The 22,887-nt window shown below is 73.1% G+C and carries 22 protein-coding genes and 1 pseudogene; 3 read left to right on the top strand and 20 right to left on the bottom strand.

Annotated elements, in window-relative coordinates; genetic code table 11:
* Window positions 1–118 precede the first annotated feature (118 nt).
* From M1O15_RS19380 to M1O15_RS19325, 12 genes are all read right to left on the bottom strand, one after another.
* Window positions 119–2,452 carry an excinuclease ABC subunit UvrA gene (locus tag M1O15_RS19380; protein WP_248635210.1) on the bottom strand — a complete coding sequence of 778 codons (2,334 nt, stop codon included), beginning with the start codon at window positions 2,450–2,452 and terminating at the stop codon, window positions 119–121.
* A 65-nt stretch (window positions 2,453–2,517) separates the two neighbouring features.
* On the bottom strand, window positions 2,518–3,618 hold the full coding sequence (locus tag M1O15_RS31680) for an FAD-dependent monooxygenase (RefSeq protein WP_248635209.1): 1,101 nt from the start codon (window positions 3,616–3,618) through the stop codon (window positions 2,518–2,520).
* A gap of 25 nt (window positions 3,619–3,643) precedes the next feature.
* Window positions 3,644–4,822, bottom strand: a complete 1,179-nt coding sequence (locus M1O15_RS19370) for a glycosyltransferase (protein WP_248635208.1) — start codon at window positions 4,820–4,822, stop codon at window positions 3,644–3,646.
* 43 nt (window positions 4,823–4,865) lie between these two features.
* Window positions 4,866–5,834 (bottom strand): glucose-1-phosphate thymidylyltransferase RfbA, encoded by a 969-nt coding sequence (gene rfbA / locus M1O15_RS19365; protein WP_248635207.1) that lies wholly within the window; start codon window positions 5,832–5,834, stop codon window positions 4,866–4,868.
* On the bottom strand, window positions 5,831–6,490 hold the full coding sequence (locus tag M1O15_RS19360; RefSeq protein WP_248635206.1) for a dTDP-4-dehydrorhamnose 3,5-epimerase family protein: 660 nt from the start codon (window positions 6,488–6,490) through the stop codon (window positions 5,831–5,833). The genes rfbA and M1O15_RS19360 overlap by 4 nt, the downstream gene beginning before the upstream one ends.
* 111 nt (window positions 6,491–6,601) lie before the next feature.
* Window positions 6,602–7,441 (bottom strand): alpha/beta hydrolase, encoded by an 840-nt coding sequence (locus M1O15_RS19355; RefSeq protein ID WP_248635205.1) that lies wholly within the window; start codon window positions 7,439–7,441, stop codon window positions 6,602–6,604.
* A gap of 38 nt (window positions 7,442–7,479) precedes the next feature.
* A complete protein-coding gene (locus tag M1O15_RS19350) occupies window positions 7,480–8,574 on the bottom strand; it encodes a methyltransferase (RefSeq protein ID WP_308282368.1) in 1,095 nt (364 codons plus the stop codon).
* Complete coding sequence (locus M1O15_RS19345; RefSeq protein ID WP_248635204.1) at window positions 8,571–9,866, bottom strand: class I SAM-dependent methyltransferase; 1,296 nt, start codon at window positions 9,864–9,866, stop codon at window positions 8,571–8,573. Before M1O15_RS19345 ends, M1O15_RS19350 begins: the two co-directional genes overlap by 4 nt.
* Window positions 9,863–11,092 carry a dTDP-4-amino-4,6-dideoxygalactose transaminase gene (gene rffA / locus M1O15_RS19340; protein ID WP_248635203.1) on the bottom strand — a complete coding sequence of 410 codons (1,230 nt, stop codon included), beginning with the start codon at window positions 11,090–11,092 and terminating at the stop codon, window positions 9,863–9,865. The genes M1O15_RS19345 and rffA overlap by 4 nt, the downstream gene beginning before the upstream one ends.
* Window positions 11,089–11,829, bottom strand: coding sequence for a methyltransferase (locus tag M1O15_RS19335; protein WP_248635202.1), 741 nt, complete (start codon window positions 11,827–11,829; stop codon window positions 11,089–11,091). Before M1O15_RS19335 ends, rffA begins: the two co-directional genes overlap by 4 nt.
* A gap of 47 nt (window positions 11,830–11,876) precedes the next feature.
* Entirely contained in the window at window positions 11,877–12,731 is an 855-nt protein-coding gene (locus M1O15_RS19330) for a tryptophan 2,3-dioxygenase (protein ID WP_248635201.1), read from the bottom strand.
* Complete coding sequence (locus tag M1O15_RS19325; RefSeq protein WP_248635200.1) at window positions 12,728–13,957, bottom strand: kynureninase; 1,230 nt, start codon at window positions 13,955–13,957, stop codon at window positions 12,728–12,730. The genes M1O15_RS19330 and M1O15_RS19325 overlap by 4 nt, the downstream gene beginning before the upstream one ends.
* A gap of 512 nt (window positions 13,958–14,469) precedes the next feature.
* Between M1O15_RS19325 and M1O15_RS19320 the strand changes: the two genes are divergently transcribed.
* Window positions 14,470–15,243: a helix-turn-helix domain-containing protein gene (locus tag M1O15_RS19320; protein WP_248635199.1), complete on the top strand. Its 774-nt coding sequence runs from the start codon at window positions 14,470–14,472 to the stop codon at window positions 15,241–15,243.
* Here the strand turns inward: M1O15_RS19320 and M1O15_RS19315 are convergent.
* The 4 genes from M1O15_RS19315 to M1O15_RS19300 are packed head-to-tail and all read right to left on the bottom strand — an operon-like array spanning window position 15,195 to window position 18,514.
* On the bottom strand, window positions 15,195–16,112 hold the full coding sequence (locus M1O15_RS19315; RefSeq protein WP_282576944.1) for a PhzF family phenazine biosynthesis protein: 918 nt from the start codon (window positions 16,110–16,112) through the stop codon (window positions 15,195–15,197). The genes M1O15_RS19320 and M1O15_RS19315 overlap by 49 nt on opposite strands.
* Window positions 16,109–16,999 (bottom strand): LLM class flavin-dependent oxidoreductase, encoded by an 891-nt coding sequence (locus M1O15_RS19310; RefSeq protein ID WP_248635198.1) that lies wholly within the window; start codon window positions 16,997–16,999, stop codon window positions 16,109–16,111. The genes M1O15_RS19315 and M1O15_RS19310 overlap by 4 nt, the downstream gene beginning before the upstream one ends.
* 25 nt (window positions 17,000–17,024) lie before the next feature.
* Window positions 17,025–18,008 (bottom strand): 3-methyl-L-tyrosine peroxygenase-related protein, encoded by a 984-nt coding sequence (locus M1O15_RS19305; RefSeq protein ID WP_248635197.1) that lies wholly within the window; start codon window positions 18,006–18,008, stop codon window positions 17,025–17,027.
* Window positions 18,005–18,514: a VOC family protein gene (locus M1O15_RS19300; RefSeq protein ID WP_248635196.1), complete on the bottom strand. Its 510-nt coding sequence runs from the start codon at window positions 18,512–18,514 to the stop codon at window positions 18,005–18,007. The genes M1O15_RS19305 and M1O15_RS19300 overlap by 4 nt, the downstream gene beginning before the upstream one ends.
* Before the next feature lie 316 nt (window positions 18,515–18,830).
* On the opposite strand from M1O15_RS19300, the gene M1O15_RS19295 reads away from it, so the two are divergent.
* Window positions 18,831–19,664, top strand: coding sequence for an NmrA family NAD(P)-binding protein (locus tag M1O15_RS19295; RefSeq protein WP_248635195.1), 834 nt, complete (start codon window positions 18,831–18,833; stop codon window positions 19,662–19,664).
* 70 nt (window positions 19,665–19,734) lie between these two features.
* On the opposite strand, the gene M1O15_RS19290 is transcribed toward M1O15_RS19295, so the two are convergent.
* The 4 genes and pseudogenes from M1O15_RS19290 to M1O15_RS19275 form a co-directional block, all read right to left on the bottom strand.
* Window positions 19,735–19,932 carry a hypothetical protein gene (locus tag M1O15_RS19290; protein ID WP_248635194.1) on the bottom strand — a complete coding sequence of 66 codons (198 nt, stop codon included), beginning with the start codon at window positions 19,930–19,932 and terminating at the stop codon, window positions 19,735–19,737.
* The gene (locus M1O15_RS19285) at window positions 19,929–20,351 is read right to left on the bottom strand and encodes an ATP-binding protein (protein ID WP_248635193.1); all 423 of its coding nucleotides are present in this window, start codon (window positions 20,349–20,351) and stop codon (window positions 19,929–19,931) included. The genes M1O15_RS19290 and M1O15_RS19285 overlap by 4 nt, the downstream gene beginning before the upstream one ends.
* A gap of 133 nt (window positions 20,352–20,484) precedes the next feature.
* Window positions 20,485–21,702: pseudogene (locus M1O15_RS19280) on the bottom strand (helix-turn-helix domain-containing protein).
* 114 nt (window positions 21,703–21,816) lie between these two features.
* Window positions 21,817–22,374: a nitroreductase family protein gene (locus M1O15_RS19275; RefSeq protein WP_248635225.1), complete on the bottom strand. Its 558-nt coding sequence runs from the start codon at window positions 22,372–22,374 to the stop codon at window positions 21,817–21,819.
* Between M1O15_RS19275 and M1O15_RS31885 the strand changes: the two genes are divergently transcribed.
* On the top strand, window positions 22,346–22,783 hold the full coding sequence (locus tag M1O15_RS31885; RefSeq protein WP_372499512.1) for a putative leader peptide: 438 nt from the start codon (window positions 22,346–22,348) through the stop codon (window positions 22,781–22,783). The genes M1O15_RS19275 and M1O15_RS31885 overlap by 29 nt on opposite strands.
* The last annotated feature ends 104 nt before the right edge of the window (window positions 22,784–22,887 follow it).

Here is a 22,887-nt window from a genome sequence, read left to right as displayed (position 1 = left end):
GTGGCGCGCGGCCCGGGGTCCATGGGTCGTGGGTGCTTCCGGGTGTCCGGGGCCGGACGCGGCTCGGCCCGGCGCACACGGGGTGCGCCGGGCCGAGAGGGTCCGGAGGGGGTGAGCGTCAGCGGGCGGCCGGTTTCCGGTCCGGCAGCGAGGCCTTCAGATACTTCGCGGTGGTGGTGTCCGCGCCGGCCGCCATCTCGGCGGGGGTGCCGGTGAAGACCACCCGGCCGCCGTGCTCACCGGCGCCCGGGCCGATGTCGATGATCCAGTCGGCGTGCTTGGCCACGTCCAGGTCGTGCTCGATGGCGATGACCGTGTTGCCCGCGTCCACCAGCCGGTCCAGCAGCGTCAGCAGGTTGCCGACGTCGGCCATGTGCAGTCCGGTGGTCGGCTCGTCGAAGACGTACACACTGCCCTGCTCGTGCAGCCGGTCGGCCAGCTTGATGCGCTGGCGCTCACCGCCGGACAGCATCGACAGCGGCCGGCCCAGCGTCAGATAGCCGAGGCCCACCTCGGCGATCGGCTCCAGCCTGCGCACGATCGACTCGTCCTCGAAGTAGTCGTCGCGGGCCTCGACCACGGTGAGGTCCAGCACCTGGGCGATGTTGCGGCCCTTGGTCTCGTACTCCAGCACGTCCTGGCGGTACCGGCTGCCCTCGCAGACCTCGCACACGGTGGTGACCGGGTCCAGGAAGGCCAGGTCGGTGGTGATGGTGCCGCGGCCCTTGCACTCCGGGCAGGCGCCCTTGGCGTTGAAGCTGAACAGGCTCGCGTCCACCCCGTGCTCCTTGGCGAACTGCTTGCGCACGGTGTCCCAGATGCCGGTGTACGTGGCCGGGGTGGAGCGCGGGTTGATGCCGACCGCCGACTGGTCCAGCACGATCGCCTGCGGGTGCTCCCGGGTGAACACCTTGGACACCAGCGTGGACTTGCCGGAACCGGCCACCCCGGTGACCACGGTGAGCACCCCGGTGGGGAAGTCCGCGTCCAGCTTGTCCAGGTTGTGCAGGGTGGCGCCGCGCACCGGCAGCTTCCCGGTGGGCTCGCGGACCGAGTCCTTCAGCCCCGGGGTGGCCCGGAAGTGCCGGCCGGTGACCGTCTTGCTCCTGGCCAGCTGCTTCACGGTGCCGGTGAACACGATCTCGCCGCCGTCGGCGCCGGCCCCCGGGCCCACGTCGATCACATGGTCGGCGATGGCGATGACGTCCCGGTTGTGCTCCACGATCAGGACCGTGTTGCCCTTGTCCCGCAGGTCCAGCATCAGCCTGTTGAGCCGGTCCACGTCGTGCGCGTGCAGCCCGACGCTGGGCTCGTCGAAGATGTACGTCATCCCGGCCAGCGCCGAGCCCAGATGCCGTACGGTCTTCAGCCGCTGGCCCTCGCCGCCGGACAGGGTCCGGGTGGCGCGGCTGAGGGTGAGGTAGCCCAGGCCCACCGACTCGATCCGGCGCAGCGAGGCCAGCGCGGCGGGCACCACCGGGCCGGGCCAGCGGTCGGCGACCCGCTCCAGCTCCTTGATCAGGTCGCCGATCTCCATGGCGCAGTAGTCGGCGATGTTCTTGCCGTCGATCCGCGAGTCCAGCGCGGCCCGGTTCAGCCGGGCACCTTCGCAGGCCGGGCAGGTCCGCTCGGTGACCACCCGCTCGGTGGACTTGCGCTCCTTGTCCTTCAGCGCGTCCAGGCCCGGCTTGACGAACCGCCGGGTGAAGCGCGGCACGATGCCCTCGAAGTCGTTGATGGCCACGTTGTTGAACTCGTCGGGGCGGATGGTCTGGAAGCCCTCCCCGTAGAGCAGGAGGTCCATCTCCTTCTTGGTGTACTTCCTCAGCGGCTTGTCCGGGTCGAACACCGGCTCCAGGTCCTTGTCCCGGGCCCGGCCCTTCTCGTACCGGCTGATCTGGGCGTACCGCTTCCAGTAGTTGGTGCCGACCGCGAAGTTGTCGTGCTGGATGGCGCCCTCGTTGAGGGACTTGTCGCGGTCCAGCAGTTTGTCCAGGTCGAGCTGGAGGGTGGAGCCGAGCCCGTCGCACTCCGGGCACATGCCGTGCGGGTCGTTGAAGGAGTACAGGTTGGACGGGCCCGCGCTGGGCTCCCCGTAGCGGGAGAACAGCACCCGCAGCACCGGGTTGACCTCGGTCATGGTGCCCACCGTGGAGCGGGTGCCGCCGCCGACCGGTTTCTGGTCCACCACGATCGCCGGGGCCAGGTTCTCGATCAGGTCGAACTCGGGGCGCTCGTAGCGCGGCAGCCGGTTGCGGATGAACGCCGGGAAGACCTCGTTGAGCTGCCGTTGCGACTCGACCGCGATGGTGCCGAAGACGATCGAGGACTTCCCCGAGCCGGAGACCCCGGTCACCACCGTCAGGGATCCCAGCGGAATGCGCAGGGTCACCCCCTTCAGGTTGTTGGCCCGGGCCCCCGTCACCACGATGTGCTGCCTGTCCTCGCGCATGGGCGCTCTTCACTCCTTCGTGTAGCCGTCGTACCGGTCCTGCCGGGCTGGTCGTCCCGGCCGGATCACCCGCTGCCTGTCACTGTGCCCACCGGAGCCGTACCCGCCGCCTCGGCGGCCAGATCACCCAGCGAGATCCGGCCACCCCGGGTGAGCAGCTCCAGCAGGAACTTCTCCGGGGCGCTCCCCTCGGTGCCGGCCAGCCCGGCGAACCAGTCGGCACTGGCCCGGCCGATCCGCTGGGTGTGCTCGACCGCGGGCCGCCGCCGCTCCTCGTAGGCGCTCAGCGCGGCCGGCAGGGAGCCCTCCGAGCAGAGCGCCCCGGCCAGCGCGGTGGCGTCGTCCAGGGCCAGCCGGGTGCCGGAGCCGATCGAGTAGTGCGCGGTGTGCGCCGCGTCGCCCAGCAGCACCACGTTGCGGTGGGACCAGGCGGTGTTGCGCACCTGGAGGAAGCGGCTCCAGCGGGAGCGGTTCTCCAGTAGCCGGGCGCCGGCCAGCGGCTCCGCGAAGAGCCGGGCCAGCCCGGCGGTGTCGGGCAGCCCGCCGCCCCCGGGCACCTCCACCAGGAAGGTGGAGCGGTCCGGTGCGTACGGGTAGGTGTGGGCGACCACCGGGCCCTCGGCGGTGTCCGCGACCAGGAAGGTCAGCCCGGGGAACGCCCGTTCGGCGCCGAGCCAGACGTAGTCCGGGGCGGTGCGCTCGGTCTCGGTGCCGAACCGGTCGGCCCAGGCGGTACGGGTGGCCGAGCCCGCCCCGTCGGCGGCCACCACCAGGTCGTGGGCCTCGGCGAGCGCGTCCGGGCCGGGGGCCGCGGCGCCCTCCTCCACCCGTACGCCCAGCTCGGCGCAGCGCCGCCGCAGTGCGGTGAGCAGGGTGCGGCGGGACAGCGCGCCCAGCCGGGGCGCCCCCACCGACAGCGGGCGCTCGCCCCGGTGCACGGTGACCTCGTCCCACTCGACCAGCTCCCCGGCCAGGGCGTCGGCGGTGTCCGGGTCGGTGGGCCGGAGGGTGTCCAGGGCGGCCGACGGCAGGATGACGCCAAAGCCGTAGGTGTCCTCCACCCGGTTCCGCTCGTAGACGGTGACCTCGGCGGACAGTCCGGAGAGGCGGGCGGTCGCGGCGAACGCCAGCCCCGCCGGGCCTCCGCCGATGACGGCGATCCTCACCTGCTGCTCCTCTCGGTCGGACGTGTCAGCGGGCGGCGCGCAGCAGCCCGGAGACCTTCTCGATCACCTCGGCGGGGGCGGGCATCGCCGCCATCTCCGCGGCGGTCTCGGCGGCCGCCTTGGCCGGCTCCGGGTCCTTCAGCAGCCAGCTCAGCGCCTCGGTGACGCGCTCCGGCCCGGCGTCGTCGATGTCCAGGACCCGGCCGGCGCCCCGGGCGGCCACCGACTGGGCGTTGCTCACGTTGACGGTGCCCGGCATCGGGATGGCCGCCTGCGGCACCCCGGCGGCGAAGGAGCTGAGCATGGTGCCCGAGCCGCCGTGGTGGACGATCGCGTCGCAGCCGTCCAGCAGCGCCCGCAGCGGCACCCACCGCTCGGGGCGGACATGCGGCGGCAGCCGCTCGGGCAGCTTCGGCAGCTCGGCGTCGGCGGTGAGCAGCACCAGCTCGGCGCCCAGGTCCCCGGTGGCGGTGACGATGTCCCGGTACAGCGCGCCCTCGCGGGTCATGCTGGCCGCCGATCCGCAGGTGGCCACCACCCGGGGGACATCGCCCCGGGTCAGCGCCCAACGCGGAAGCCGGCCGCCGTTGTTGAAGCAGCCGTAGCGCATGGTCAGCCGGTGCCGGGGGCGGCCGATGGCGGTGGGCACCTCGGTGAAGTTCGCCAGCGACGGCGGCAGCACGTCGATCTCGATCTCGGCCTCGGTGATCTCGCCCGCGCCCAGCCGCTCGGCGTGCGGGGCGAGGTAGTCCAGCGCCGGGCCGAAGGTCGGCAGCGGGGTGCCGTAGCCGTGCAGCACCGCCGCGGTCCCGGCGGCCCGGGCGGCGACCAGGGCCGCCGAGTGGATGCCCGGGTAGACGATGGCGTCCGCGCCCCAGGACCGGGCGATCTGCACCAGCTCGTCCAGCATCCGGGCGCCCACCTCGCCGAACGCCCGGCCGTGCACCTCCAGCGAGGTCGCGTCGTCCGGGGCCTCGCCCGCCTCGGCCCGCTCCAGGGCGGCCAGCAGCTCGTCGTACGGCTGCCGGGCGCCCTGCTCGGTCCCGGCGTCGGCGGTGACCAGCCCGGCGGCCTGCGCGGTGCGCGCGGCGGGCCCGCTGGTGGCCACCAGCACCTCGTGGCCGGCGGCCAGCGCGGCGTGCGCGGTGGGCACCAGCGGCATCAGATGGGAGGTGACGGGCATCGAGGTGAACAGATAGCGCATGGTCGGCTCCTCGGCGGTCGGCGCGGTGGGCGCGGTCGGGTGGTCAGCGCCGCAGGGCTTCGGCGCGGGGCGGTGCCACCGGCAGCCCGGCGGGGTCGGCGGTGAACTCCGGGGGTACGGCGTCGGGCACCGGCCCGCCCGCCGGACGGCGGTCGGCCAGGTCGACCAGGTACTCCCCGTAGTCGGTGCTGGAGTGCTCCTGGCCGAGCTGCCGCAGCTCGTCGGCGCCGATGAAGCCCATCCGGTAGGCGATCTCCTCCACACAGGCGATCCGCACGCTCTGGCGCTGCTCCAGGATCTGGATGTACTGCCCGGCCTCAAGGAGCGCGTCATGGGTCCCGGTGTCGAGCCAGGTGAACCCCCGTCCCAGCTTGACCAGTTCGGCCCGGCCGCGCTCCAGGTACACCTGGTTGATGTCGGTGATCTCCAGCTCGCCGCGGGCCGAGGGGGTCAGCGTCCGGGCGATGTCGACCACCTCGTTGTCGTACATGTACAGCCCGGTGACCGCGAGTTCGGAGCGCGGGCGCTCGGGCTTCTCCTCGATGCCCAGCAGCCGGCCGTCCTCGGCCACCTCGGCGACCCCGTACCGCTGCGGGTCGCGCACCGGGTAGCCGAAGATGGTGGCGCCGTTCACGGTGCGGGCCTTCTCCCGCAGCAGCGCGGAGAACCCGGGCCCGTGGAAGAGGTTGTCGCCCAGGACGAGCGAGACGTCGTCGTCGCCGATGTGCTCGGCGCCGACCAGGAAGGCCTCGGCGATCCCGCCGGGGTGCTCCTGCTCGGCGTAGGTGAGGGTGAGGCCCAGCCGCTCGCCGTCGCCCAGCAGGGCGCGGAACAGCGGCAGATGGTCGGGCGAGGAGATGATCAGGATGTCCCGGATCCCGGCCAGCATCAGCACCGAGAGCGGGTAGTAGATCATCGGCTTGTTGTAGACGGGGAGCAGCTGCTTGGACAGCACTCCGGTGAGCGGCTTCAGCCGGCTGCCCGATCCGCCGGCCATGATGATGCCCTTCATGTCCCGTTCCTCCTTGAGCCTGTTACGGATCCTGTTGCGGAGCCTGCTTGAGCGACGGTGGTGGCGGGTGGCCGGTAGGCGGGGAGCAGCCCGCGGTCCAGCGCCTCGGCCAGGGTGGGGGCCGCCCGGTCGGCGTCCGACAGGACCGGCTCCGGACGGCGGGGGAGCGGCAGCCCGAGCGCCGGGTCCAGCACCGAGACGGCCGACTCGTCCGCCGGGCGGTACGGGGTGGAGAGCAGGTACAGCAGTACGGTGCCCTCGGTCCGGGCCGCGAAGGCGTGGCCGATGCCGGGCGGGCAGTACACCGCCCGGGTGCGGTCGGCGTCGGCGGTGAGCCGTACGGTGTCATGGCGGCCGAAGGTCGGCGACCCGGCCCGTACGTCCACCACCAGGTCCAGCGCCTCGCCCGCCACGCAGACGACGAGCTTGGCGGTGGCCGGGGCGCCGTCCCGGCCGGGCACGGCGTAGTGCACCCCGCGGACCACCCCGGCGCGGTTGACGCTCAGCCCGCTGCGTACGGCACGGAACGGCGGGACGCCGGGCAGAGCGGACCAGTCGGCCTCCTCGTACAGCGGGCGGAAGGAGCCCCGCCGGTCGGGGAAGACCGGGAGGGCGACCTCCAGGGCGCCGGCCACGGCGAGTTCACGGGTCTCCATACGGCTGCCTCTTCCTGGGGGATCGGGCCTTGCCCGGGCGGCGCCCGCCGGACAGAACGGACGCCGCCCGGCACCTCCCGGGGCGGTCGGCCCCAGGTGGTCCCTGTGGCGTTAGACCCCTATCTGGTTGAGAACCGCGCGGCCCAGGGCGGTCGACGGGTCGCCGAGGTCCAGCGGCAGGTCGAAGTGGTCGCGGTCGGCCGCCACCAGCTCGGCCACCGGCCGCCCGGCGGTGCACAGCGCCTCCGCGTATCCCCGCTGCTGCCGGGCGTACTCGGCGGTCTCGTGCTCGCCGCGGGCCAGCAGCACCCGCTCGGCGTACGGCGGCCCGGCGTGCAGCGGGCTCAGCGCCCGGGCCTCGGCCGGGGTCAGTTCCAGTGCCTCGTCCACATAGCTGCCGACCACCGGATCCAGGTCGTACAGCCCGCTGAGCAGCACCAGCCCGGCCAGCGGTACGCCCTTCGGGCCGGTCGCCGCCAGCGCCACCAGATGGGCCCCGGCCGAGCTGCCCGCCCCGTACACCGCGTCGCTCCGGCCGCCCAGCTCGGCGGCGTGCTCCCGGACGAAGGCCAGGCCCCGGCGTACCGAGGCGGCCATCTCCGGCAGCCGCCGGGCCGGCGCCAGCCCGTAGCCCAGGGCCGTGAACCCGGCCCCGGCCGCCAGCAGCGCGGGTGCGGCGAAGCAGGCGTCCTCCTTGGACGACTCCTGCCAGTGCCCGCCGTGCACGAAGACCAGCAGCGGGGCGCCCGGGCGGCGCGGCGGGAAGTGGTGCAGCCGCTCGGCCGGATGCGGCCCGTAGGCCACATCGGCCCGGTGCGCCAGGGTGGCGCGGGCACTGTCGCTGAGGGCCCGGTACGCGGCGAGGGTGCCGGCCGCGTCCCGGGCGGTGGTGCTGGGCGACAACTCCCGGTCCCGCGTGGCCCGTTCCCCCGGGTCGACCTCGGTGGTCATCGCACCGAGGTCCGGGGGCCGGTCCGGGTCGGCCGGGCTCACGGGGCCGCGGCCCGGCGGCCGGTGACCACGCCGTGCGGGGTCCAGCCGGTGCCGGTGGTGCGGCCCACCTCGGTGAAGCCCGCCTCCCGCAGCCAGCCCTCGCACTGCTCCCACCGGTAGATGGTGGAGTGCCGGAACGGCAGCGTGGTGAAGTAGACGTTGTCCAGCGCCGCGTAGAGCGGACCGGCCCCGTCGTCGTCGCTGAAGGCGTTGAACACCATCACCCTGCCGCCGGGCTCCACCGCCTGGTGGGCCTTGCGCAGCAGGGCGAGGTTCTGCTCCGGCGACCAGATCACCAGCTGGTGGGCGAAGAGCACGCAGTCATGGCCGCCCGGGTAGGGGTCGGTGAAGATGTCGGCCGCCGCGGTCTCGACCCGCTCGGCCAGGCCCGCCTCGCGGATGTTGCGCTCGGCGACCTCCAGCGCGCCCGGCCGGTCCAGCACGGTGATCCGCAGCTCCGGATGGGCGCGGGCCAGCGCGATGGCGTTGACGGCGTCGCCGCCGCCGACGTCCAGCACCCGGCGCACCCCGGTGAAGTCGGTCCCTTCCACCAGTACCGGGTTGGACAGTGCCGACCAGGAGTGCATACAGCGGTAGAACAGCTCCTCCAGGCCCGGCACCCCGGACAGCCGGGTGTACAGGTCCCTGGTGTCGCCGGGGAAGTGGCGGATGCCCACGTTCTCGCCGGTGCGCAGGGACTCGGTGTAGTCGGCGGCCGGGAGGTAGGAGACCCGGTCCTGGAACTCCACGATGTCCTTCAGCACCGGCCACAGCCCCTGGGCGAAGGCGGTGGCCACCGGCGGCCCGTTGCGGTAGGCGCCGTCGGCGACCTCGGTGAGGCCGAGCGCGGTGGTGCCCAGCAGCAGCACGTCGGCCGCCCGGCGCTCGATGTCCAGGGCCTCCGCCACCCGCTCGGCGGACAGCGGCCCCTCCTTCTCCAGCAGGTCGAACAGGCCCAGCCGGCAGCCCGCGTTGAGCTGCTGGAAGGCGGCGTAGCCGAAGAGCACCGGGACCAGCCGGCCCAGCTGCTCGGCGCTCGTTCCGGGGGCCTTGGCGAAGGCGGCGTCGGCGGCCGCGTCGGCTTCCGTCACTTGGCGCTCACCGCCCCGGTGCGCACCGTCGGCTCCGGGACCGGCACGATGAAGCCGCCGTGCTCGTTCAGGAACCGCGACTCCTTGGCCAGGATCTCCTCGGCGTAGTTCCAGGCCAGCAGCAGGTAGTAGTCCGGCTGCTCGGTCACATCGCCCGGCGCCAGCACCGGGATGTGGGTGCCGGGGGTCAGCCGCCCCTGCTTCTGCGGGGTGGTGTCGGTGCAGAACTCCAGCTCCTCGCTGCTCAGTCCGCAGATGTTCAGCAGGGTGGTGCCCTTGGCCGAGGCGCCGTAGCCGGCCACCCGGTGGCCCTGTGCCACCAGCCCGCGCACCAGCGCGGTCAGATCGGCGCAGGTCCGCCGCACCCGGGTGGCGAAGGCCTCGTAGCGGGCGTCGGAGAGGTAGCCGCCGTCCCGCTCGGCCGCGATCAGCTCCCGTACCCGCTCACTGGTCTGCCACCGGCCGTCGGCCCGGCCCGCCGACACCAGCACCGAGCCGCCGTGCACCGCGAGCCGCTCCACGTCCACGGTGCGCAGCCCGTGCCGGCTGAACAGCCGGTCCAGGGTGGAGATCAGGAAGTACGACAGGTGCTCGTGGTAGATCGTGTCGAACGCCAGCCGCTCCACCAGGTCCACCGCGTAGGGCACCTCGATGGTGAACAGCCCGTCCTCGGTGAGCAGTTCGCGGGCACCCGCCAGCACGTCGGCCACGTCGTCGATATGCGCGAAGACATGGCGGCCCAGGATCAGCGAGGCCTTGCCGTGCTCACCGGCCACCGCCCGGGCGGTGGCCGAGTCGAAGTAGTCGGGCAGCGTGGGCACCCCGCGGTCCTCGGCGATCCTGGCCAGGTTGCGGGCCGGGTCCACGCCCAGCACCCGCGCCCCGACGGCCTCCCGGAAGGCCAGCAGCTGGTCGCCGGTGTTGCTGCCCAGCTCCACCACCAGGTCGCCCTCGGCGAGCCCGTACCGGTCCCGGGCCAGCTCCGCCACGGTGCGCATATGGCGGGCCATGGTCTCGGAGTCGGAGGTGACATAGGAGTAGGTGCGGTACAGCACCTGCGGGTCGACCACCGCGGTCAGGCTCAGCAGCCGGCACTCCCGGCAGGAGATCACCTCCAGCGGATAGGCCCGCTCCTGGGCGACGGAGTCGGTCACCTCCAGGAAGCCGTTGGCGAGCGGCACCTCGCCGAAGGAGACCACCTCCTGCCACTCCTCGCTGCCGCAGACCCGGCAGGTGGTCACATAGCGCACCACGTCGTCGGTGCTCTCGGGAGTACGGTCGTGCGTGCTCATGCCAGGTCCTTTCGACGGGGAGATCCGGCGGTACGGGTACGGGGGCCGGTGCCCGCGGGGGCCCCGGCACCGGTACGGAAGGTGAGCAGGGCGTCCACCACCTGCTCGGCCTGTGCGTCGTCGAGCGCGGTGTGCAGCGGCAGCCGTACCAGCCGGTCGGCGACCCGCTCGGAGACCGGGCAGCCGCCCGGGGCGGAGCGCCCGTAGCGGAGGCCGGCCGGGGAGGTGTGCAGCGCCTGGAAGTGGATGGTGGCCTGGACTCCGCGCTCGCGGAGGTGGTCCAGCAGCGCCGACCGGTCCTCCTCGGCCGGCAGCACCAGGTGGTACAGGTGCGCCGAGTGGGCGCGGCCCTCGGGCACCGCCGGGAGCGCCACCCCCTGCTCGGCCGCCCAGTCGGCGAGGCCGCGGTGGTAGGTGTCCCACAGCCGGTGGCGGTGGCGCTGCACCGCGTCGAACTCCTCCAGCTGGGCCGCCAGCAGCGCGGCCAGCACCTCGGGCAGGATGTAGCTCGAACCCAGGTCCACCCAGCGGTACTTGTCGACCTGGCCGAGGAAGTAGCGGTGCCGGTCGGTGCCGCGGTCCCGGATGATCGTGGCCCGGTCCACCAGCGCCTCGTCGTTGACCAGCAGCGCCCCGCCCTTGCCGCAGTGCACGTTCTTGGTGGCGTGGAAGCTCTGCGCCGCCAGGGCGCCGAAGCCGCCCAGCGGACGGTCCCGGTAGGTGGCCCCCAGCCCATGGGCGTTGTCCTCGATCACGGGGATGCCGTGCTCGTCGGCGATCCGCCGGATCAGGTCCATCTCGCAGGCCACGCCCGCGTAGTGCACCGCCACGATCGCCCGGGTCCGCTCGGTGAGCGCGGCGCGCAGCGACTCCTCGTCTAGGGTGAGGGTGTCCGGGTGGCAGTCCACGAACACCGGGACCGCCCCGCGCAGGGCGAAGGCGCTGGCCGTCGGCGCGAAGGTGAACGAGGGCATCACCACCTCGTCCCCCGGCGCCAGGTCCAGCAGCAGCGCCGCGATCTCCAGCGCGGAGGTGCACGAGGGCGTCAGCAGGACGTGCGGGGAGCCGGTGATCCCGGACAGCAGCTCGGCGGCACGGGCGCTGTAGGGGCCGTTGCCGTCCAGGTCGCCGGATTCCAGCACCTCGGCGAGGTAGCGCTGCTGCTTGGCGGCGGTGTGCGGTACATGGAAGGGCACCGTGCGGGTGCCGGCCGGGGCGATGGTCATCGGGTCAGCTCCAGGAGGGTGAAGTCGATACGGACCTGCTGCTCCTCGTCCGCGTGCGCCGCGTACACCGGGTCCGTGCCCAGCTCGGTGGCGGGCACGGTGAACGCCTCCTGGACGTGCACCCGGACGCCGAAGCCCGCCTCCGCGGCCACCTCCTTCAGCCGCTCGGCGCTGCCCATGGCGTAGCTGAAGCCCAGGAACAGCCGCCCTCCCGGCGCCAGCCGCTTGGCCGCCTCGCCCAGGAAGCGGCGGTGCATCCCGTACCCCGGATCGAAGAAGTGATAGGCCAGCGCCGACTCGTGCTCCTGCTCCGGCGGGGCCTCGATGAACGGCGAGTTCCAGAAGACCAGGTCGTAGGTCTCGTCCGGGGGCACCGCCGCGAACAGGTCGCTGGTCAGCGCGGTCACCCGGTCGCCGACCCCGTGCCGGGAGGCGTTGAGCTCCGTGGTGCGCACCGCCGCCGGGTTGATGTCCAGCGCGGTCACCCGGGGCACCCCGGCGAGCGCGCCCATCACCGAGGCGACCCCGCAGCCGCACCCCATCTCCAGCAGGTGGCCGACCCCCTCGTACGGGAGGGAGGAGGCGAACAGGCCGGTCGCGTAGTTGTACTCACCGCCCAGCACCCCGCCGAGCTGCGTCCACTGCCGGTCCAGCAGCGTGAACTCCCGCTCCTGGTCCTGGTCCGCCACGGCGTGCGCGTAGGCTTCCTGCCCCATGGTGAGGCCGAGTTCGTTCATGACTGGGTTCCTCCGGTCGGGGTTGGTCGTGCGGTCCGCCCGCGCCGTCACAGCACCGAGCGCATGGTCCACAGCTCGGGGAAGAAACGGTGCTCGTTGATCTGCCGCAGCCAGGACGCGCCGTCGCTGCCGCCGCTGCCCCGCTTGGCGCCGAGCATCCGCTCCACCACCAGCAGATGGGTGGCCCGCCAGCGCGAGAACTGGTAGGCCACTTCGAGGAGTTGCTCGGCCAGCTCGTACACCGGCCGATGGCCGTCCGGGTCGCGGTAGACGGCCTCCCACACCTTCTCCACACCCTCGTCGGGCGTGTACGGCACGGCCGGGTCGCGGTCCAGCAGCGGCTCCGGCACCGGCAGACCCGTACGGGCCAGATGGCGCAGCACCTCGTCGTACAGCGCGGGCCGGGCCAGCTCGGCCGCCAGCTCCGGGAAGGCCGCCAGGTCCGCCGAGCGCACCATGGCGGTGCCCCGGTTGCCGAGGGTGAACTCCAGCAGCCGGTACATGAAGGACTGGGTGCCCGAGGCCTCACCGAGGATGGACCGGAACTCCAGGAACTCGTCCACCGGGAGCGCGTTCATCGACTCCCAGGCGTCCACCAGCACCCGCTGGCTCCTGACCGCCCGGCCCAGCGCCCGGCAGGCCGCCTCCGGCCGGTCCTCGGCCAGCCGCTGCCGCGCCTGGTCCACCTCCAGGTGCACCATCCGGAACAGCAGCTCCTTGACCTGGCTGATCAGGATGAACGACATCTCGAACGGCGAGTCGGTGCGCGGGTGCTGGATGGTGTGCAGGGTGTCCATCCGCGCGTAGTCCACATACTGGTTCCCGGTGCCCCGGTCACCGGTGGCGTCTCCGGTGCCGATCCCGGTGGTCTCCCCGTGGGCGTACGGGCATCCGCCGCTCATCGCTCCCCCTTCGCTCGTCGCTCCCCGCTCCCGGCCGCCGCCACCTCGGCGAAGGCGGCCACCGCGTCGAAGACGTCCGTGTACGACACGTAGAGCCCGTTCAGGCAGAGCCGCAGCAGGTCCGGCGGCCGGGCGTCGGTGAACACCCCGCGCTCCATCAGCGCCGCCGAGACCGCCGGGGCGTCCGGGCAGCGCAGCGCGACATGGCCGCCACGCCGGTGGTGCTCGGTGGGCGTCACCACCTCCGGCCGTATCTCCGCGGGCAACTCCCGTACCAACGCCGCCAGACAGTCCCCGAGCCGCAGGCTCTTCTCCCGTACCGCCGCGACCCCGGCCCGCTCCAGCGGGTCCAGCGCGGCCTCCAGGGCCAGCAGCGACAGGATCTGCGGGGTGCCGGTGCGGGCCCGGGTGATGCCGTCGGCGGGCTCGAAGGCGCCGGCCATCTCGAACGGCCGCGCATGCCCGTGCCAGCCGGTGATCGGCAGGTCCAGCGCCGCCTGGTGGCGGGAGGCCGCGTAGAGGTACGCGGGGGCGCCGGGCCCGCCGTTCAGGTACTTGTAGCCGCAGCCCACCGCCAGATCCACCCCGGCGGCGTCCACCTCCACCGGCACCGCGCCGGCCGCGTGGCTCAGGTCCCACACCGCGATCCCGCCGGCCGCGTGGATCCGCGCGGTCGTCCCGGCCAGGTCCAGCAGCTCCCCGGAACGGAAGTCCACCGCGCCGAACAGCACCGGCCCGACCTCGCCCCGATGGGCCTGGAGCACCGCCGCCAGCTCCCCGGCCGTGCACTCGACCAGCCGCAGTCCCAGCACCCGGGCCACCGAGGCGGCCAAATAGCGGTCGGTGGGGAAGTTGGCCGCGTCGCAGACCAGCACCCGCCGGTCCGGCCGCAGCCGGGCGGCGGCGGCCACCGCGTTGAACAGCTGCACCGAGGTGGACTCACCGACCACCGTCTGACCGGGGTCCGCCCCGATCAGACGCCCGATCCGGTCGCCCACCCGCTCCGGCGCGTCGAACCAGCCGTCATCGAACCAGCCGCGGATCAGATGCTTGCCCCACTGCCGCCGCACCACCGCGTCCAGCGCCCCCGGCACGGTCCGGGGGAGCGGGCCCAGGGAGTTCCCGTTCAACTGGATCACCCCGTCGGGCAGGGCGAATTCCGCGCGGAACGCGGCAAGCGGGTCCTCGGCGTCCTCTTTCCCGGCCCACAGACGAGTGGATTCCACTGATCAAACTCCTCGGTATCCGATCTTCCTTCGGCTTCCGTTTCCGGTATGGCCGCATGGGCGCATGGCCGTGACCACGGCCGCGAGGCACATCAGCCGACTCAGCCGGCGATCAATCCACAGGTGAAGGGGGCGCTCGACCGGTACGGACACAGTCGGCGCGCACTGTAGACCTTTCTATCTTCGCCCCGTCCGAAGTTTCAACGGGGGCCCGTGTCAATGGACTTCAAGAAAGCGTCAGACATGCTTCAGAGGTCCTACAGGCCAGGTCAGAGAAGTGCCGGGACCGCACTGACACCGGAATTCCCGGCCATACGACCCCCGGGCGCCGAAGTGCTCGCGCCCGCCGGGCGAACCAACGGACACGGCGACAGCGTCGGCAAGAGGGCAACAGAGGGGACACGCGCATGGACACCGGGCACGCCAGGACACGTCAGCTGCCGTCGCAGGGGGCCGCTCCCTGCCGGGGACCGCGCTGCACGGCGGAGCCCGATCGCGCGGCCGCCCGTGCGGTGCCCGGCACGAGTCTGTGCCTGTCCTGCCGTACCCGGCTCGCCGAAGCCCTCGTCCGGCTGCCCGGCCTCTACCAGGAGTGCGGCGAGCGCCACTTCGGCTCCCGTCGGCCCGCCTGGGAGCGTCCGCCGACCCCGGCGGGCCCCCCGGCCGTGCCCCTGCACGCCCCCGCGGCGGACGTCCGCCGCGCCGTGCTCGGGGTGCTCGCCTCCTGGGCCGGAGTGACCGTCCAGAGCAGCGGCGTACGGGCGCCCCGCCGCACCGTCGCCGATCTGTGCGGCTTCCTCCACCGCCACCTCGGGCTGCTGGTGCGGCACCCGGCGGCCGCCGAACTCGCCGCCGAGATCACCGCGTTGCAGTCCCGGGCCGAGCGCGTCGCCCACCCCGACGAGACCGCCCGGGTGTCCGTCGGACCCTGCAAGGAGTCCGGCTGCGGCGGGCTGCTCACCGCCCGCCCCGCCCAGGGCCGCCGGCGACCGGCCCGGGTCTCCTGCGACGCCGACCCCGCGCACGGCTGGAGCGTCACCGAGAGCGCGGCCCGGCACAACCGGACCGCCGCCGCCCCCGAGACCACCCGCGGCACGCGTGAGGCGGCGCCCAGCAGGGTGCCGCGCTGGCTGAGCCAGCGCGAGGTCAGCACCCTCTGGGGGGTCTCCTCCAGCAGCGTCTACCGGCTGGCCAGCGAGCGCCGCTGGCAGCGCCGCCGGGTGTCCGGCCGGGTCTACTACGCCGCCGACGACGTCCGCCGCGCCCTGGCGCCCGCCACCGCCTGAGCCCCCGCCGCACCGGCCGGGTCGGCCAGCGACCCGGCCAGCTCCCGCGGCGCCGCCCCGGCCACCGTCACCGTCAGCGGGTCGGCGGCCGGGGCCACCGTGCACTCCAGCACCGCCGGCCGCCCCAGCTCCACCCCCTGCACGATCCGGAACCCGTACGCCGTTTCCGCCTCCGGCAATCCGAGGTCGGCGAGCCACACCCCCAACGCCAGCCCCACCGAGGCGCAGGCCGCGTCCTCCTCGATGGCATACCCGGGGGCGAACAGCCGGGCCGTGGCGGTACGTTCCGAGGCGTCCCAGTGGAAGACGCACAGGTCCGGCAGCCCGTGCCGCTCCATCGCGGCCGTGTCGACCCGGGCGGTGGCCACCGCCTCGGCGCGTACCGGCAGCAGATGGAACAGCGGCCCGAACCCGGCGGCCAGCACCGGCCCCTCGCCCAGGTCGCCCGGGGCCAGCCCCGCCGCGGCGAGCAGCGGGGCCGCGTCCAGCGGGCGGACCGGCTGCGGGCCGGAGGCGGCCAGCACGGCCCGCTCCCCGTCCGCCCGCAGCTCGGTCAGCTTCTCCCCGCACTGCTGCACCACCCGCCCGGCCGGCAGCCGCCCCGACCGGACCAGCGCCACCGCCGTCCCCACCGCCGAGTGGCCGCCGTACGGCGACTCCCCGGCCCGGGTGAAGACCCGCACCCGGTGGGTGGCGCCCGGCGCGGTCGGCGGCAACACGAACACCGTCTCGTCCACCCGCAGCCGCGCCGCGATCCAGGCCATCTCCTGGGCCCCCAGCTCCTCCGCCTCGTACACCACCGCCAGCGGACTGCCCCCGCCACTCCCGGCGCCGAACACCCCCACCACCTCGAACGCGTACATCGTCATCCCGCTCCTCCTCCCAACTCGGCGGCCGCGAACCCGGTCAGCACGTCCTCCCGCCCCGCGAAGGGGAAGTCGGGCCGCGGCCAGTGCACCACCAGATCGGTGAAGCCCAGGTCCGCGAAGACCCCGGAGGCGTCCCGGTAGCTCTCCACCGAGTCCAGTACCCCGCCGACCGAGCCGCCACTGAGCAGCAGCCGGCGCAGGGTCGCCGGATCGCGCCCGACCGCCTCGCAGGCCCGGTCCACCTCCGCGAGCTGCTGCTTCAGCAGCGGGACCACCTGCTCGTACGGTTCGTTGTCGAACAGGTTCGGTGCCCCGCTGGTCACCCACACCTCGGCGTACCGGGCGGTGAGCGCCATGCCCCGGGGCCCGGCGGCGGCGACCGCCAGCGGCACCCGGGGCCGGGCCAGGCACTCCGGCCGTACCACCGCGTCCTCCACGGTGTACCAGTCACCCCGGAAGGTGGTCCGCTCCTCCAGCAGCAGCCGGTCCAGCAACCCCACGAACTCCTCGAACCGGGCCCCCCGTTCCCGCCGCGACACCGGTGGGTCCCCCCGCAACCGGGAGTCGAACCCCTCCGCCCCCGCGCCCACCCCGCACACGATCCGCCCGCCGGAGACATCGTCCAGCGAGACCAGCTCCTTGGCGAAGTCCAGCGGATGCCGGAAGTTGGGGCTGGCCACCAAGGTACCCAGCCCGATCCGCGAGGTGGCCTCGGCCGCCGCCGCCAGGGTCGGCACCGCCGAGAACCAGGGCCCCTCGCTCAACCAGCGCCACATCAGATGGTCATACGTCCAGGCGTGGTCGTACCCCAACTCCTCAGCCAGCAGCCACCGTTTCCGCGCCTCGGCCCACCGGTGCTCCGGCAGCAACAGCACTCCCTGCCTCATCCCTCACCCCTCCTCTGGTATCGGGTCACACGGCGGCCGGCGCCCGCCGCGCCAAGTCCGCCGCGAATCCGGCGGCCTCGGCCAGCACCACGCCCACCCGGCGCTCGCTGCGGGCCAGCGAGCCGTTCCACACCTCGGCTTCCTCGCCGTCGTCGTCCCGGCCCAGCGGATAGAGCCCGTTGACCGCGAGGTCCAGGCCCACCGCCCGCAGTCGGCGCACCAGTTGGGCGGCGACCGCCTCGTCGGGCACCGGGCCGCGCAGCGTCATGAAGAAGTTGTCGTACAAGACGGCCGTACGCTCCGAGGGCTTCACCGGCGCCTCGTTGATCGACTGCTGGAGCAGCGAGCGGCCCCCGGGGACCAGCCGGGCCGCGACACTGTCGTGCACCGCCCGCTGGGCGCCGAGCGCGGCCACCACTCCGGCGGCCCGCGGGTCGTCGGTCCAGGGCAGCGGTCGGCCCCGCAGCAGGCTGCGCACCTGGTGGAAGTCGGGTGCCCAGGTGCCGCTGAAGCCCCGGTGCTGGAGGAACATCGCCGGCCGGATCAGCCGCTGGTAGAGCGCGGTCGGGCAGGAGCCGCTGTACAGCAGCATGGCGCTGTACCCGTGCGCGTAGCACTCCAGCCTGGCCATCGCGCCCGGCCCCGGCACGGCGTCCGGCCCGCGCTCGCCCACCTCCTCCAGCACCCGGCCCATCAGCCGCCACAGCGCGAAGGTCACCTGGTGGCCGACGATCCAGCGGAACCAGAACAGCTGGTCGTACGAGGAGGCCGGGGCCGCGTCCACCAGGGCGGCCGCGCCCGGTCCGCTGCCGGTCAGCGCCCGCAGCTCCCGGGCGATCCGGTCCGGGTCGCAGGACGGCAGCGTCACCGGCCGGTGCTCGGTACCGGCCTGCGCGCGCCCGGCCGGCGGCATGGCCAGCGGCTCCAGCCCGTACGGGAAGTCGCCGAAGTCCCAGCCGTCGACCCGGATCGCGGCGGCGGGTGTGCGGTGCGGGGTGAGGATGCTCATCGGTCCCCCTCCGGCACATAGGTGAACTCGAACTCCAGCCCGTTGACGTCGTACAGATACAGACTCCACACCCCGTCGTCGTCCACCACGATCTCCGTCGGCCGCTCCTCCCGCACGAAGCGGTACCGCCCCGAGTCGTACAAGGCATTCCACCGGTCCCGCACCGCCTCCAGCTCCTCCGGCGCGTCCACCGTCAGGCAGACGTGCTGGAACTGGAAGTCCTCCTCGTGCGGGGTCTCGCCGGTGTGGCCGGACCGGTCGAACAGATGCAGCCGCAGATCGCCCACCGCGATCTCCACGAGCCGCCCGATCCCGGGGAGCCGGCTCAGCGTGAGGTCGGAGAAGCGGTCCAGCTCCCACTTCTTCTCCGCCCCCAGGAACTCCAGATACCACTTAAGGCAGTTGTCCAGATCGGCGGTCTGGACCCCCAGATGGTGGATACGCGGCCGCACCGCCGCCGCCGGGAGCGGGACGCGCGGTGCCGTGGTCTGCTCGGTCAAGGACATGGCGAAGCCCTCCAGGCTCTCCTGGGTTCTCGGGTCTCATTGCTTCCGGCGCACCGGGCGCGGCTGTGCACACGCGCCCCGCGGTGGGTTGCCGAACTCGTCACCTTTCGGGGGAAGTTGGCTCAACCCCAGGTCAGGATGGTGGCGAGGTTAGGCCACGCTAGCTTCGGCCGATTCCAGGGGTCAATGCAGGAACGACAGAGGGATCTGACGCGTTTGTCAGGTCCTTCACAGAGGAACCCGTGCACCTGCGCCTCCGGCCTTCGGCCCCGCCGTCGGCCGTTTCCCCCATCCATCCCTCCTCGTTCTGGAAGTCATGGACACCACCCCCATCCTTGTCCTGGGAGCCACCGGCTCCGCCGGCCGCCGCGTCGCCGCGCGGCTCAAGAACCTGGGTGCCCCGGTCAGAGAGGCCTCCCGGCACGGCGCCACGCGTTTCGACTGGGACGACCAGAACACCTGGGAGCCCGCCCTCACCGGCGCCGACCGAATGTTCCTGATGGCCCCCGACGGTGTGCCCGTGAACCCCGACTTCGTCCACCTGGCCGCGGAACTCAAGGTCCACCACATCGTGCTGCTCTCCAGCCGCGGCATCGAGACCATAGGAGACCGCCGCCTGCTCGACGCCGAGGAGAGCGTCCGCTCCTCCGGCACCGCCTGGACCATCCTGCGGGCCGACTGGTTCGACCAGAACTTCGACGAGGGCCCGTTCCGCGAGGCGGTCCTCGGCGGTGAGATCGCCGTCCCCCTCCAGGACACCCGCCAGGCCTTCATGGACCTGGACGACCTCGCCGCCGTCGCCGCGGTCATCCTCACCGAGGACGGCCACACCGACCGCACCTACGAGGTGACCGGCCCGCGCGCCATGACCTTCACCGAGGTCTGCGCCACCCTCGCCGACGCCGCCGGCCGCCCGGTCGCCTACCACGGCGACGAGTCCGCCTACCGGGCCGCCCAACGCGAGATCGGCCGCGACGAGGACGCCGTCGATCGCGACATCGCCTCCTTCGCCGCCCTCCGCGCCCAGGGCGACGCCACCGTCACCGACACCGTCCCCCACCTCACCGGCCACCAGGCCCGCCCCTTCGAGCAGTACGCGGCAAGGTCGGCGGCCACGGGGTGCTGGCGGGGGGAGGCGGGCGAGGCCTGAGTCTCCGTACCTCGTCTTGGCTGAACCCCCTGGCCGGGTGGTCATCGACACCCGGCCAGGGCCCCTGCCCCTACAGCCGCCCCCGCATCTCCACGCGCGACGTCACCAGCTCCAACCGCTCCGGCCGCTCGGATGTCCACGTCCCGGGGCCGAGCTCCGGCCGCAGCACCCAGACCGACCCGCCACGCACATCGGTGACGATCCCGTCCCGCCCGGCGTCCCTGTCATGCACCAGATCGCCCACCCAGGGCGTCCACTCGCCGCTCACCTGTCCCGTCTCCCGCCCAGCTCGGCCCAGACAGCCTTGCCGGTGGGCAGCGAGGTTGTGCCCCAGTCGCCGGCCAGGGCGGTGACCAGCACCAACCCCCGCCCGTTCTCGTCCCGCGCACCGGCCCGACGCGGCTCCGGCGGCACCTTCGACCCATCGGTCACCGAGATCCGCACCCGCCCCGGAGCCGGCCTCTCCACGGTGACCCTGACCGTGCGGGCCTCCGCGTGCCGGACGGCGTTGCCCGCGAGTTCGGAGACGACCAGGACGGCGTCCTCGACCATCTCCCGCAGCCCCCAGGCGGTTAACGCCAGCCGTACCAGCCGCCGCGCGGTGGCGGCGCTCTCCGGCGAGCGGGGCAGTGTCTCGTGGTAGCCGGGGTGCCCGATCGGGTGGGCCCGCGTCATGGACTGCGGCATGTCGGTCTGCTTCCTCGCGTCAGCCGAACCCTGAGGCCGTACGCATGGCCCTCAAGGCGTTGTCCGCTCATGGAAGCGGGCAGTGAGACCGGCCGACAGGGACGCGACGTCCCACTTTCGGCACGCTATGCGCTCAGCCCTCGCCCAGCCCGAGGAACTCCGCCAAGGAGCCCAGCCCCGGCGGGCGGTTGGGCAGTGACCACAGGTCGCGCACGATGGCGACGGCCAGTGTGTGATGGCGCATCCACGTCGGTGCCACCCGGCGCAGCGACTCCAAAGCCTTCACCGCCCCGGCCGCGTCGCCGAGGTCCGTATGCGCGCGGGCGACGTCGAGAAGCAGCCAGGTCCGCCAGGACGGCGGGGTGTCCTTGGACAGCCGCATGCCCTTGGCCAGCTCCAGGGCGTCCTGGGGCCGCCCGTACTGCACCGCGAGGCGTACGCGCTCGATGCGGACCGAGGACGGACTGAAGACGCTGACCATGCGGTTGTCGCCGCCGGGTGGCAGCTTCGCGACCCGGGCCGCCCGCTGCTCCGCCGTCTCCATCATCACGGCCGCCCGCTCATAGTCACCGCTTCGTGCGGCCGACGTGGCGGCGCTCATCGTCAGCGCGCCCCACACCTTCAGACCGTCGGCCGTGCCGATGAGCCCCTCCCGCACCAAGCCGCCGGCCACTTCCACCGCGATGCTCAGGGCGTCCTCCAGCCGCCCCTGCCGCTAATAGGTCCAGGCCGTGGAGTTGACGATCATCGGCACCAGCAGCGGATCACCGGACCTCCCCGCCGCCGCTATGGCCCGCTCCAGGCTGATCAGGGCCAGGTCGGTCTTGCCCATCCGTACGGCGACATGACCCGCGAGCTGCATCACCTTGCCCAACGCCGCGAAGCCGGCCTTCCTTTCCCCCTCGTCGGCTGCGGCGGTCGCGGCACGCGCGTCCGTGATCAGATCCGGAAGCGCCTTCATCACGGTGTCGAACTCGGCGGAGTGGTACTGCGTCCAGCCGTCCGCGATCTGCTCACGCAACCGCTCCAGCGAGAACCCCGGCCCCGGCGGCTCCGGCTCGGGCGCCCAGAGCGCGGGCATGACGGCCCGTCGTACGGCGACAAAACGCGGCCCGTCGCTCTCGTCCGCGGATGCCACGGCGGGCGGGTCTCCGAGGAGCGTGGTCAGCTCCACCCCGAGACCGTTCGCCAGCGCATGCAGAGTGGGAAGCCGCGCCGAGTGCTTGCGTCGCTGTTCGAGCTGGCGGATCACATCCACGGACACGCCCGAGCGCTCCGCCAGCTCCTCCTGCGTCAACGAGGCCAGCTTGCGCAGGCGCCGCAGGGTCCGCCCGATGTCTTCTTCTGCCACGCCGCCACGGTAGCGTCACCGTGCGGTCGGGGGGCCGCGTGTCAGGGCTGCTCCTGCTCGGCCCAGTACCAGGCGACCATCTCGCCCGGTCGATCAATGACCAGACCTCGGCCGTTACTCAGCCGGTGACCAGGGAGCGGAGCGCAAGTGTGCGATGCTGCGCCGGTCACGGCCCTCCGGAGGTCCGCCGACCGCCTTGCCCACCGCGACCATGGAAATGATCACCCACCCCGGTTTCGGGTCCAGCTCCTTGGTGAGCCCTTCCAAGTCGAAGGCACGGAACTGGTGCGCGGCCAGTCCCATGGCCTGCGCCTGAACAGTCAAGTGAGCGACGGCCTGACCGAGGTCATAGTCCGCGAACTCGGAGTACAGCAACTGCGTGTCATCGACGTGCCGGCGCGTCAGCGTCACGACGAGCAAGCTCGCATCCGTCGCCCAGCGAGCCGAATTCGGCGCGAGGTGAGGGAGCACTCGGTCATGATCCGGCTCACCAGGCCTGCCGATGAAGAAGCCCCATGGCTGGGAGTTCCCCGCCGACGGTGCCCACCGCGCGGCTTCCAGCAGCAGTCCGACGGCATGGTCGTCGACAACCGCCGACGGATCGAACCGGTAGGGACTGAAGCGCTGTGCAAGCAGCGGGTGTATGCCGCTTGGCGGCTGTGGATGGTGCACGATCCGCTGCAACCGGTGGTCGCGAATGCGTATTCCAGCCGATGCCAGCGCAGGCACTGCGGCGCCATGCGGTCCCGCGCGACCGATTCGCCGCGCAAGTGGCCACGGCCCCGGCTCACATCTGCCCTCCTTCGGTGCTGGTTCCTCGCCCCGTCCCTGGATGCCGTCGGGTAGACGACCAGTCGCGTTCGTCGGGAACACCCCGCCCGGTACCGGCGTTGGCGCTGATGACGTAGTCTCGCGGCCTGTCCGGCCGTGTACGGAGAAGGGCGTGGAGGTGAGGGTCGTGAGGCGGGAGCCGCGTACTCTCCCTTGCCCGGGCGCCCGAGCAGCTGCCCACTCCGTGCTGCTGACCTCGCGCGCCCATATCGACCTCCGGCGCACGGCCGGCGCGCTCTGTCGCCGCTGACGCGAAGGCGCTGACGCGACACCGCCCCTGAGGCGATCCCGCTCCTGAGGCGACCCGCTGACGCGACCCGTCTGACGAGCGACCAGCCGTCCGCCCGCGCCCGG

The organism is Streptomyces lichenis, from assembly GCF_023218175.1.
GTDB lineage: Bacteria > Actinomycetota > Actinomycetes > Streptomycetales > Streptomycetaceae > Streptomyces > Streptomyces lichenis.
Note: the sequence above shows the minus strand (reverse complement) of the source record. Positions and strands in the feature narration are given on the sequence as shown.